The sequence below is a fragment of the Kosakonia arachidis genome (assembly GCF_900116535.1).
Taxonomy (GTDB): Bacteria; Pseudomonadota; Gammaproteobacteria; order Enterobacterales; family Enterobacteriaceae; genus Kosakonia; species Kosakonia arachidis.
Map to the genome: position 1 here is coordinate 57,761 of NZ_FPAU01000013.1, position 12,371 is coordinate 70,131.

10 protein-coding genes and 3 pseudogenes are annotated in these 12,371 nt (G+C 46.9%); 6 read left to right on the forward strand and 7 right to left on the reverse strand.

The features are described 5' to 3' along the window. Positions 1-8 precede the first annotated feature (8 nt). On the reverse strand, positions 9-1,349 hold the full coding sequence (locus BM427_RS24320; protein WP_090127022.1) for a DUF8534 domain-containing protein: 1,341 nt from the start codon (positions 1,347-1,349) through the stop codon (positions 9-11). A 391-nt stretch (positions 1,350-1,740) separates the two neighbouring features. Between BM427_RS24320 and BM427_RS24325 the strand changes: the two genes are divergently transcribed. Together BM427_RS24325 and BM427_RS24330 are read left to right on the forward strand one after the other, a co-directional pair. Further along, the gene (locus BM427_RS24325) at positions 1,741-1,992 is read left to right on the forward strand and encodes a type II toxin-antitoxin system Phd/YefM family antitoxin (RefSeq protein ID WP_090127024.1); all 252 of its coding nucleotides are present in this window, start codon (positions 1,741-1,743) and stop codon (positions 1,990-1,992) included. Next, positions 1,989-2,276, forward strand: coding sequence for a type II toxin-antitoxin system RelE family toxin (locus BM427_RS24330; RefSeq protein WP_090127026.1), 288 nt, complete (start codon positions 1,989-1,991; stop codon positions 2,274-2,276). Before BM427_RS24325 ends, BM427_RS24330 begins: the two co-directional genes overlap by 4 nt. Positions 2,277-2,350: 74 nt before the next feature. On the opposite strand, the pseudogene BM427_RS24335 reads toward BM427_RS24330, so the two are convergent. Next, positions 2,351-2,758 (reverse strand): annotated as a pseudogene (locus BM427_RS24335) (DDE-type integrase/transposase/recombinase); the annotation flags it as partial. Here BM427_RS24335 and BM427_RS24340 point away from each other — a divergent pair. Further along, positions 2,754-3,536, forward strand: coding sequence for a TraX family protein (locus BM427_RS24340; RefSeq protein WP_090127043.1), 783 nt, complete (start codon positions 2,754-2,756; stop codon positions 3,534-3,536). The pseudogene BM427_RS24335 and the gene BM427_RS24340 sit on opposite strands and share 5 nt — an antisense overlap. 676 nt (positions 3,537-4,212) lie before the next feature. On the opposite strand, the gene BM427_RS24350 is transcribed toward BM427_RS24340, so the two are convergent. From BM427_RS24350 to BM427_RS24370, 5 genes and pseudogenes are all read right to left on the reverse strand, one after another. After that, positions 4,213-4,878, reverse strand: coding sequence for an amino acid ABC transporter permease (locus BM427_RS24350; protein ID WP_090127045.1), 666 nt, complete (start codon positions 4,876-4,878; stop codon positions 4,213-4,215). Positions 4,879-4,889: 11 nt separating this feature from the next. Next, the gene (locus BM427_RS24355) at positions 4,890-5,735 is read right to left on the reverse strand and encodes a transporter substrate-binding domain-containing protein (RefSeq protein ID WP_217647362.1); all 846 of its coding nucleotides are present in this window, start codon (positions 5,733-5,735) and stop codon (positions 4,890-4,892) included. A gap of 15 nt (positions 5,736-5,750) precedes the next feature. Next, complete coding sequence (locus BM427_RS24360; protein WP_090127046.1) at positions 5,751-6,080, reverse strand: thioredoxin family protein; 330 nt, start codon at positions 6,078-6,080, stop codon at positions 5,751-5,753. A 234-nt stretch (positions 6,081-6,314) separates the two neighbouring features. After that, positions 6,315-6,572 carry a hypothetical protein gene (locus tag BM427_RS24365; protein ID WP_090127048.1) on the reverse strand — a complete coding sequence of 86 codons (258 nt, stop codon included), beginning with the start codon at positions 6,570-6,572 and terminating at the stop codon, positions 6,315-6,317. 368 nt (positions 6,573-6,940) lie between these two features. Continuing rightward, positions 6,941-7,650, reverse strand: a pseudogene (locus tag BM427_RS24370) (transposase); the annotation flags it as partial. Positions 7,651-7,728: 78 nt separating this feature from the next. Between BM427_RS24370 and BM427_RS25610 the strand changes: the two are divergent. The 3 genes and pseudogenes from BM427_RS25610 to BM427_RS24385 form a co-directional block, all read left to right on the forward strand. Beyond that, positions 7,729-7,848, forward strand: a pseudogene (locus BM427_RS25610) (integrase core domain-containing protein); the annotation flags it as partial. 438 nt (positions 7,849-8,286) lie between these two features. Further along, positions 8,287-9,279, forward strand: a complete 993-nt coding sequence (locus BM427_RS24375) for a RepB family plasmid replication initiator protein (protein ID WP_244316523.1) — start codon at positions 8,287-8,289, stop codon at positions 9,277-9,279. A gap of 1,029 nt (positions 9,280-10,308) precedes the next feature. Continuing rightward, positions 10,309-12,371, forward strand: a 2,063-nt coding sequence (locus BM427_RS24385; protein ID WP_175539152.1) for an inverse autotransporter beta domain-containing protein, incomplete at its 3' end; no start/stop codon positions are given.

Consider the following 12,371-nt stretch of genomic DNA (forward strand, 5'->3'; position numbering starts at 1 on the left):
CTTATCATTCAATCGTCAAGATTCATGAATATGCCAAAAACATGTCTCGAGAAAGTTTTATCAAGTTCCAGTGGCCAGCGGGGAGGGTCTGTCTGAAGTAACCCCAGCTGACGCATTCCTTTGTGCTGTTCCGCTTTTCTCACACAGTAGTCATCGTCGGTGTACCCCATCGTTTCGACCACTACAGTATGCTGTTTTCCACCTGGCTTGCTGGCTGTAATAATGAAATCCGGCAGCACAAATCCTTTTTCGCCATCAACATTAACCTCGGTATCAAAGAGCGGTTTTTCCAGGCTCAGCGCCGGTGTGCCCGGTTTTTTGGCCAGCCAGACCGCAACTTCAGACAGACTTTCGAGAGTGGTACGCTCAAGACCGCTGTCGACCGGTAGCGGACATCCACGGCGGAAGAGGGCATGCGCATACCCTTCACTGCAGATAACCATGCCGTCGATTCCCCGTCGGAAGGCCAGAATGACCCAGTAAGGCGGTCGTGCACCGTCCTGCGCTTCGCCATTAATGCTGACCCCGCGCTCAGGACGAAACGGCAGTTCTCCCCCAGGCCAGCGAAACAGGACTTCATCTCGGGTGACCTGATCGGACATAAAAATCTGAAAGAACATCCTCGTCTTGCCCGCTGGCCAGTGAGTATCCGGGCGCTCCAGTTCCTGCATAAGCTTCTTCCTGCCGTTCTCACTCATAGCCGGTGAAAAACGTACTATCTCCGAAAGCTTACGACCGCGGATAAACTCGATATTTTCGGTGACAGTCCGAAGCGCATTTATGGAATCCATGACACCCCGGGAGGGAAGGGGATGCAACGTGGCCAGACGGTTAAGTCCAGCGTCCTCAATCAGGGAAAGCAGCAGGCGCGCAATCCGCGAGCGGCGCGTACGGCGGGTGCGATCATCTGCCGGTGCGACCGGACGCCCCGGTGCCTTAATCCGGGTGTCGGTGTCATCCAGCGGCAGAAAATCCCGGTAACTGATGCGACGGCTGCCGGCAGTTTTCCGGGTTCCGGAAGAAGTGGCACCGGCATCACCACTGAACGGACGGTACATCGCGCAGTCAGGCGCATGCTCATGGTTAAACCCGGACAGGAAAAGCGTCCCAGTGTCCTGCATCAGGTTGGCGCTGTTCATCGCCGGTGAATCGCCCGGCACACAGTCACACTGCAGCCAAGTTTCCCGCTGACGCATCTCCCGGAGCACCTTTTCCGCTAGCTCGTACTGCTCACGCCCTGTGGAAACCCGCCGCCCGGCAACGTTCTTGATGGCCGTTTCTTCGTCGTCGTCCAGCCAGCGGATGAGACCGCCCCGGGGAGCTTTCTTTCGGACAAGTTTCATGACCATACAGAACAGGTTCCTTTTCTGTGTGATGAAGTCGCCTACGGAATTGATGTCCTGGATAGCAGATCACCAAGCGGCTCGGTCAGGAGTGATCCAGTGCAAAGCCATTATAATCGTCAAGAAAGCTCCGAGCGAGAATGCGCATATCATCTAATTCTCTGACTTATTTGGACACTACGGTAATTCTGACCAGACTACTATCGGTGAATGTCAGAACTGTGCAATCACGACTCTCACCCGTCATTCGAGATCCTTCACGCAATGTCGCTTATAACGTCATTAGGGTTATGCACTAAGTCCTCTGGGACATTCCTTCTTCAAATCAAAAAGACTTGATAACAGGTCTTTTATATTCATACTATATGACCTGTTAAACAGTCTTATGAGGTGTCATATGCCCAGCATCATCCTGAGCGAAACCAGCGCCAGTGTCAGTGAACTGAAAAAAAACCCGATGGCTACAGTCAGCGCAGGGAACGGTTTTCCAGTTGCAATCCTGAACCGCAACCAGCCCGCTTTTTACTGTGTCCCGGCGGAGCTGTATGAAAAAATGCTCGATGCCCTGGATGACCAGGAACTGGTGAAACTGGTAACAGAACGCAGCAACCAGCAGCTACTCGACGTGGATCTGGATAGCTATCTATGAGCTACGCAGTTAAATTCAGGGAAGATGCACTGAAAGAGTGGCAAAAGCTGGATAAGACCATTCAGCAGCAATTTGCCAAGAAGCTAAAAAAATGCAGTGAAAATCCTCATATCCCTTCAGCAAAACTTAGAGGGATAAAGGACTGCTACAAAATAAAACTTCGTGCGTCGGGTTTTCGTCTGGTTTATCAGGTGATCGATAATGAGTTAATTATTGCTGTCGTTGCTGTTGGCAAGCGTGAACGCAGCGATGTATATAATCTTGCAAGTGAACGAATGCGGTAAAGGATAGAGAAATGACAATTGCATTGAGTATTTTTCTTGCGGTCATACCAATGCTCTGAATCGCCACGGATAATCTAGACACTTGTGAGCCGTTGATTATATTGATTTTCATATTCCGTAGGTGGCATCAGATCACTCGGACCATGCCGACACTTACTGCTATAAAAGATTTTGATGTAATCAAAAATATCACTGTGGGCTTATTCCCGCGTTCCGTAGATCTTCTTCTTTATCCGTTCGCGCTTCAGTAGCTGGAAAAAACTTTCTGCAGCTGCGTTGTCGTGACAGTTGCCGCGACGGCTCATACTGCCCTCCAGCCCGTATGATATCAGGAACGGCTGCCACTCATGGCTTGTGTACTGACTACCTTGATCAAAATGAACCAGCACCTCTTTTTGAGGATTACGTCGCCGTACGGCAATCAGAAGCGTATTCAGGACAATATTTTTCGTGTGGGTAGACCAGAAAAGGAAATAAATGACACAGTTTCTCAGCTCAACGAAGATAAGCCTGATATCACGAATGCACCGCTGGCTGGCCATCAGTCCGGGAGCCGCCGATCGGCTAAAACTGACGGCGCTGGCTGCCATGCTGGCAGACCACGTCAACACCCTGCTGCTGACGCATCCCCGACCGGAACTCTATGCGCTGGGGAGACTGGCGTTTCCGCTGTTCGTGCTGATATGGGCACGCAATGTGATGCTCCGGCCGGAGCGTCTGCAGTTAAGGGCAAACCGGATGTGGCTCCGGGCTGTGGTCACCCAGCCGGCATTCAGTCTGGCGTTCAGGGGGCACGACCCGTGGTACGCCCTCAACATTCTGTTTGTCTTCGCCGGTGTCACGCAGCTGCTTGCCTGGCATCACCGGTATCGTCTGGCAGGAATGACGGGCGGCATATTGTTGCTTGCCCTGATGACGTGGCCACTGTCAGTCGCAAGCTACGGCGTGCCGGGGCTGGTACTGGCGCTGGCGCTGGCCATCTTCCTGCACAACACGTCATTCCGGCACAGGCTTACGGCCGGAGCCGCCGCCTTCATTGCGCTGCTTGCGCTGAACAGTCAGCATTTTCTGACCATTCCGGTTACCGTCGCCGTGCTGGCCATACTGCCCACGGTTCTGCTGCCGGCAGCGGCGGTCAGTATGGCCACCTCACCGGCAGCGGGAACGGAAAACCGGTTTATGCCGGCGTCATTCTTTTACGTGGCCTACATCATTCATCTCATGGTTTTCGGTCTGGTGAGACTGTACCTTCAGAGCTGACTGCCCAGAAATTTCCCCCCACTTACGGTGAGCTCAGCGAATACAGCACAGCCCTATTATGAATCCGTACCGTTGAGCGTCAACTCTGTAAATACTTTGGCAGAAAAAGGGAGAACATGATGGGCACCAACGAAAAAACTTACGGAATGCCGGCTTCAGTGAGCGTGACGTTGAACATCTGCATGGCAGACTGAAGCAGGGAGGAGGGACGATGGATGAGCTGATTGCCGCCCTTTCCTGTCGTTCCGGGTTTCAGTATGGGTAACCGTCCACCCTTCTTCTGGCTATGGCAGTTGCAATCATCAGTGGCAGCCGGACGCATATCATTTCAGGTGGCGTGAGCGCTGTCATTGTACTGGTTGCCAGGGCCACTTTCCCCCTCTAAGGGAGAGAAAGCCAGCCGTTTACAGAAAACTATTTCCCTTCAGGATTGCGAACCCGTCGAGCATAAACAGGGCTCACTCAATGCGGCCAATTTCTCTGGTACATCCGGCTTCGACAGACTTCAGAACGGTAATGATCTGGTGTCTGATGAATCAGGCTTTACGCATGGTAATCTCCTCAGGAGGGCATAACATAATCAGTATGTCGGAAGATCTTTAAAAGTGAATGGGCCGTTTTGCAGGTATGCTTACAATTCTAACTGGTGGCGATTGTTCGCGGGATAATTATATAGTTATTTATTTTTTCTTTCATATTTTTGCAAGATTATTGTAAAGGGGAATAAAATAATAAAATATATGGCAGCTATAAAAGAATAAGCCTCCAGTGGTCGATAGGTGTCATGGGCTATGACTTGACCTTGGTAAAGTAAATCAGGAAGAGCCAGTACTGATAACAATGACGTATTCTTTAACTGCAATATGAGTTGATTAATTAAAGATGGTGTCGAATTTTTTAAAACCTGAGGCGTTATTACATAACATATAACCTGAAAAGAACTCATTCCTAACGATTTCGCAGCATCACTTTGTCCTCTTCCTAATGATAAAATTCCGCCACGTAATATTTCAGCATAAAAAGCGCCGCCATACAGGGAAAGGGTAAATAGAGCAGCTGATATAGCAGAGATTTGCAACCCCGTTAAAACAGGAAATGCATAATATACCCAGATAAGCTGAACCATAACTGGCGTACATCTGAATATTTCAACGTATGATCGGATGAGAAGTTGAACATAAAAATTAACTTCACTCGAGCATCTTAGCAAGGCTACCACAATCCCAATAATAAACCCTAAAATTACAGGTATAACTGTAAAAATACAAGTATACATAATTCCAGTAATGAATAGATTTTTATATTCTGGCAAAAATGAAAAATCCCACTGATAGAATGTCATAACGCAACTTATTAGAATTTAATAGAGGCAGGAAAATCATCCGGTTCAATGCCCGATAACTCCTTAGCATTTTTTAAAATTACATTTTTTATATCACCATTCGCTCTCTCACTTTCAATCCAGGAGTTTATTGAATCTTTAAAGTCAGGATTAATTTCTCTTTGCAGGCCTATTGAAACTGGAGCTGTAAGAATAGGATTTGGAACTTGTATTGAACCAATATCTGGATATTTATTAAGCAGTGATTGAGCTTGTAATATGACCAGAACCTGACAATCTACTCGTCCTGCTTGTAAGGCCATAGTTGCTTTAGTAGTGCTATCGAAACGCATGATTTTTGCCATGGGAAGCATGGGCGTAATGAAATTGTCCATTGATGAGCCTAAGTCTACAGAAACTTTTACATCACTTGAATTAAATTCATGCCAATCTTTTACTGGATATCCTTTTTTGCACAACATAGTATAAGTATTCTGAAAAACAGGTGACGAGAAATCAATCATATTGCGACGTGCTGGGGTTTCAGCCATACCAAACATTATATCTATCTTATTTGATTGCAAATCCATGACGGCGTTCCCCCATGTTGTTTCAATAAATTTTACTTCAACACCAAGATGTTGAGCAAATTTTCTGGAAAGATCAGATCCAAAACCAGTCCATTTATTGGTTATATTATTTTTATCGAAATATGGGATTGCACCAGAAATCACTCCAGCCCTCAAAACTTTTGTTCGCTTAATTCTCTCCATTGATGTTTCATTTTTAGCATATAACGGAACTGTAAAAGTAAGTAACATAATCAGAAAACCCGCCCGTAAAACAAAAACTGATTTAACAAACAAAGATATCGTCATACTCGTCAATGCCTATTATTTATATTTGTCTATTGTTGATATTAATTTCTCGTAGTTTGCTCCATTAAAGCTAGTCAGCACCATGTTGTTTTTGATAAATGTAAATGTTGGAACAACATTTACATTATATGTGCGATCTGCAAGCACATCAAAATCGTTAGCCTCAACGTCAATTTTTATGAAAAATACATCATCGTATTTTGTGCTTGCATCCTCGAATTTCGGGGAGATAGTTGAACAAGTACCACTCCAGGATGCATAAAAATACACCACAATAAGGTTAAAATTAGGTGATTGAATTTTTTTCTGATATTCATCTGCACTGGATGGGCTAAATACACTCATAAAAACCCCTTAAGAAATGGAAAATTAACGATATAATTTTTATCTTAAAAAATTATAACCTTTATTTTTAATTAAAAATTTTACATAGTATGTTAAATACTATTTTTATTCTGTTCTTTGTCAATTTCGTTGTCTGTCCATTCAAGGACAGACAAACCAGAACAGAAATCATCGAATCGTGGTTTGAAAAATCAACACTATGATCAATGCTATTCTTTATAATAAAGGAATGATTTATTGCTTGGCGCTTGCTGCTTCCGCGCCCACTGTTTTTTCATGTGCACTGCTTGATTCTTTGATAGCAGTTGAAGCTTCTTTTTTAGCCTCTTCATGCTGACCTTCTTTATGCAGTTTCGCTATTTTTTTATGGTGCTGAGCGACCATTTCGTGTTCTTTAGCCGCCTCCTCATGCACATTAGAAGCTTCAGAGGCGTTGCAGACAAAAGAAGTCACACTCAAGGCTAAAGCAGAAACTAACAATACTTTTTTCATTGAAAAATCCTTAATGTTAAGTTTGACAAATGTCGAGAATAACGTAGTTATAAATATGAAATTGTGCAATAAACTAAAAGAAAATAAGACAAATTAAAATTTTCTAACTGAAAAGAGTTTAGCTTTTTATTTTTGAATATATTACTTGACTATAAGCGCAGGAATTGAATACCCAAAGCTCCCAAACAATTTCATTTTCCTGTGCCTCCGAATATGATCCTGACCTGCTCCCCATTGATTAACATGTAAGCACACCCGTTTTAGTTCCACGCACTTTTTGAGATTTCCGGGGGGTCAGCCATCAGCCGGTACTCTTCCGGCGTCAGGTTATTCAGGGATCATGAGGCCGCTTGCTGTTGTATTCCGTCAGCCAGCGCTTCGCGGTTAAAATCATCCACCACGTTGAAGGTCCGGAAACGCCTGCCGCAGATCAGCGCATCGTGCATAAAGTCTATCGACCAGCTCTGGTTTAGTGCTTCCGGCGTGGCCAGCGGAGCCGGATTACGTACCGGCAGGCGCTGCTTTCCCTTACGGCGAAAATTCAGTTTCAGCAGGCAGTAAATATGGTGAACTCTTTTATGATTCCAGCTATTGCCCTGCCTGCAAAGGACCTGAAAAAGCTTTTTAAATCCGTATCGCGGATGGCGTTCAGCCACCACGGTCAGCGCCATAATCACCGGTTCATCACGTCGCGTATCCGGCTGATAACGAAATACCGTCCTGCTCAGCGACAATGTCCTGCAGGCCTGGCGTAAGCTCATGGCAAACTGCGCGATCAGATAGCTGACCAGCTCACGCTTTATCGCTGGTGTTAAAGCTTTTTTTCGATGACGTCTTTCAGGGCCCGGCATTCAGGGCTGAGATCAGCAAACATCTGTTTGAGGCGCCGGTTTTCATCCTCCAGGTCTTTCATCTTTTTGATATCAGAGGCTTCCATCCCGCCAAACTTCGCTTTCCAGTTGTAGTACGAGGCCTCAGAGATACCAGCTTCGCGGCAGACATCCTTGACGGTACGTCCGGCTTCGATGGACTCCAGAACGGCAATGATCTGGTGTTCGGTGAATCGGGCTTTACGCATGGTGATCTCCTCAGGGGGACATAATCAGTATGTCGGAAGATCTCTAAAAGTGAATGGTTCGCTTAAGTGGGATACTTACAGCAGGACTATAACGAGTCCAGACCTCATTCATCGCTGAATTACCAGACGCCGGCTGAATTTGCAGCAAGCTGGAGAAATGGAAAATATGAAGGTAAACAAACCGACATTATGGACTGACACGATCCTGCCCTATAGTTTGAGCATAGGAGGAGCGTATGGGCAGGCCACAGGACTTCGTTCAGGAACAGTTATCTACTTATCCACAAGGTAGATCCAAATATTAGTGATCCTAAGTAGATCTATTATAAGATCCAAAAAGATCCCGGTTCGCTGAGGACCGCGCCATTACTGGTCTGAGAAGGTATCTATATAAACTGTAGAGAGAAAAGAATAAGCTATGGTAAGCATTATATAAACTACAAAGAGAATATATCATACTATAATCAGTAAAAAATATAAGCTATAATCAGACAGTTACAGCAATCATTTGTATAACTCGCGCGTTAAAAACATAAAATTTTTCATCGAGTTACAATGTTTTTTAAATCAGGATGATTTATACGATCCACAGATCTGGAGCTCGTCTTGGAAAACGAAAATAAAGATCTAAAAAAGCTGTTTGAAGAAGTGGATAAATCCACTGGCGAGCTGATCACGCTCACTCCAAATGCTAATAATACGGTTCAGCCAGTTGCACTGATGCGGCTGGGTGTTTTCGTCCCAACGCTTAAGTCTTTGAAAAATAGTAATAAAAATACATTATCTAAGACTGATGCCACTGATGAGCTTACTCGTTTGTCAATCGCTAAAGCGGAGGGTTTCGATAAAGTCGAGATCACGGGTCCAAGGCTGGACATGGATAATGATTTTAAAACTTGGATCGGTATTATTCACTCCTTCGCTAAATATAAAGTGATTGGTGATAAGGTTCAGTTGTCGTTTGTTGAATTTGCCAAACTTTGTGGTATCCCATCCAGTCAGTCCTCACGAAAGCTTAGGGAGCGTATCAGCCCCTCATTAAAACGTATCGCGGGTACTGTAATATCATTCTCACGCACGACTGAAAAACATACCAAAGAATACATAACGCATTTGGTACAGTCCGCATTTTACGATACTGAGCGTGATATCGTGGTGCTGCAGGCAGACCCTCGCTTATTCGAGCTCTATGAATTTGATAAAAAAGTTCTTCTCCAGCTTAAGGCAATCAATGCATTGAAACGCCGCGAATCAGCGCAGGCGTTATATACATTCATTGAAAGCCTACCAAAAGATCCTGCTCCTATATCATTGGCTCGCTTACGTGCAAGGCTGAGCCTGAAATCACCTATTTTCTCGCAAAATCAGACCGTTCGACGGGCGATGGAGCAACTTAAAGAGATTGGTTATCTTGATTACACTGAGATGCAACGGGGTCGTAGCGTGCTGTTCAACGTACATTATCGCCGCCCTAAGCTAAAAGCCCCCAAAGACGAAAGCGAAGAGAATCCCAGACAGTCAGTGAGCTCTACGAGCATCCTTGATCCTGAACTCAGCGAAAAACTCCAGCTCCTTAAAAAGTTAGGAATCACGATGGACGATCTGGAAAAACTATTCCGTAGTAAGTAATCAAATAAGCTGTAACCAGTAATCCGCATCCAAGCACAGTCTATAGTAAGGTATTGATATGCTCAGTACTCTCTACAGCTTATGCTATACCCTCTACAGCAATTTTTTTCCCATATTACTCCCACATACATGGATGCGCTTCTTGACGTTATTTGCTTTCTATAGCTTATAGTGACTTGTTTGGGATCACTTGCTTATTGGGTATGCCATATTTTATATGATTTACTAAGTCAACGCCGAATAAAGGCGGTTAAGTTATATAAGATACAGTAAGTGAAGTGCTCTCTATAGCTTATGCATGCTGCATGATTAACACGTTACAGCTTATATAAACTGTAGTGGGTGTTCACTCGCTATAGCTTATATTTAGCTGTCGGTAATCATGAATCGACGCGGATAACTTAGACACTCCCAATTCTTTGATAACATTAATGTTCTGCCGACGACATCTTATCGCACGAATCACGTCGGCCCTTACTGCCATAAGTCATCCCGATTTAATCAAAACTATTGTGCGAATCTTCTTCCCGCGATCCGCCGATTTTTTCCTTTATCTGTTCGAGTTTCAGTCGCTGGAAAAGCTTTCTAAAAGCGCGTTGTCGTGGTGCCTCTCTACCGTATTTTTTGCGAGGCGGCGGAAACAACCGGCGGAATCTCACGTCTGAAGCAGGGGCTGGCAATTGATTTATAACGCATAAATAGCAAATTAATTTTTATTATTTTATTTTTTATTTTTTTCATCTAAATGTTTTATGTTTTTAAAAATATAACACTAAAAAAAAGGGTGGTGATTTATTTTGCGTGTAACTATTTCTGCCATTTATGGAATGGCTTTTAGCCTTTTATGGTGATACACGTGGCCACTGATAACATTACTGTATTTAACGCTCTTCCGGGAAAGCTCGGTATTTTTCCTGTGGGTTTGCTGTTTCGCTTTATTTCCCTGCGGCTCTTTACTTACCAGATGCACAGGGGAGTGTTTACTGATCTTTTGTTAGATATGTGCCCTGCCGGAAACGGGGGGAAGCCGTGAGCCCTCATAATCACTTTACTATCGCCAGCGTTGAATACCCGCGCACCTTCTTTTCGTCCGGTCTTCTGAAGAAAACGGCCAGGCTCTGTCTTGTCCTTCAGATATTTTCCCTGCTGTCTGCCGCAGTGCCTCCGGTGGCGATGGCAGCCTCAGGCGTGGAAAAAACCGGGGTGATGGTCTCTTTTCCTGAGTCTCTTATCACTCCCCCTTTGGGCGACAACCGCTCTGGCCTTCCGTCGCTCACGGCGGATGATGCTGACACGGCGACCCGTTCCAGGGGCGGCACACAGGATAGCGGGACAGCAGAAACTCGTCTGGCAGAGCATGCCCGCACGGCGGGCAACTTGCTGGGTAGTGCGGACACGGGCGGTGCTGCGGCAGGCCTTGCTCGTTCAGCTGTTGCCAGCGCTGCAAATGAGAAACTGGAGGGGTGGTTCGGTCAGTACGGTACCGTGAAAGCCGCTCTGAATCTCGATCAGAATAATACTCTAAATAACAGCAGTCTGGACTGGTTGTTGCCTGTCTATGAAGCTGAAAACAGCTTGTGGTTCATGCAAGCCGGGGTACGTAACGGGGATAAACGTAACACCCTAAATCTGGGTGCAGGCGCCCGTTGGTTACCGGGAACTGCCTCCTGGCTATACGGCGTCAATCTCTTTCTGGACAAGGATTTTACGGGCAACAACTTGCGCACTGGAGTGGGCACTGAGGCGCGTACGGATTACCTACATTTTTCCGGCAACCTCTATCATCGGTTGAGTGGATGGCGGGATTCACGTGATATGACAGGGTTTGATGAGCGTCCTGCAAACGGCTTTGATGTGCGAATGAAGGGATGGTTACCAACATACCCACAAATCGGTACCGAGCTGCGATATGAAAAGTACCAAGGGGGGAATGTGACCCTGTCCGGGGGCGGGCGAGGGTATAACGCCCCATATGCCCTGACTGCTGGGGTGAACTGGACACCATTCCCGCTCCTCAGCGTGGGGCTGGAGCAGAGGGCTGGGAAAGCGGGGCTGAACGACACAAACGCCAACCTCCAGCTCACCTGGCGTCCGTCGGATTCATTATCCTCGCAGTTGTCAGCAGATAGCCTGACCGGCTTACGCCAGCTTAACAATGGTCGGTATGACCTGGTTGATCGCAGCCACAGTATTATCCGCGAGCATCGGCGTCAACCGACTATCACGCTTGCTCTGAACCCAGAGAACATCACGGCTCATGAAAAAGAAAATAAAACCATTATGGTTACCACAAAAGGTCGCCACAGCCTCAGCAAGGTGAACTGGACCGCAGACAGTCTGATCGGCGCAGGGGGGAGTCTGGTGGCGGAAGACAAGTACCGCTACACGCTCACCCTCCCGTCTTATAACAACGATGCCGGAGATGAGGCAAACCGCTACACCCTGACGGCGGTAGCGGAAGACAGCCGGGGGAACCTTTCCCTCGCTGAAACCTTGACGGTGACGGTTCTGCAACAAGAGACGGCGGCAGAAACCATTCTGCAGGTCAGTGAGCGGAGCGCGCCGGCAGACGGGGAAAGCGTAATTGTAGTGACGACCCTGGTGGAAGGTAGCAGGACAGGGAAAACGGCGAGGGTAGTGACGTTTACCACCACCTATCCGGACGGTATGGTACAGGAGCGGGAGGTAAATGCGGATGCGGACGGACGGGCGTCCCTGAAACTGGCTTCCCGGCTGGCAGGCTTTGTTAAGGTACTGGCGAGAAGCGGGAAGACGGAACGGTCAGCGGAGGTGCAGTTTATCCCGATCGAAGGTGCGCTTGCAGGGTTACAGGATTCGCCGGATGCGGAACAGTCCGACCTGACGGCCAGTACCGGTTCAATAGAACCCGGCGAGCATGCCGAAATTGTGCTGACGCTGAAGGACAGTCAGGGCAACACGCTGCCGGGGCAGGCGGTGAGCCTTAAGGCCGACTCGGGCAGCCTGAGTGCGGTGACAGATGCAGGAGACGGCACCTATACGACGACGCTGACACACGATGGGTCTGTTACCGGTACGGTGCCTGCGACAGTGACGGCAACCGTGAAGGGGAT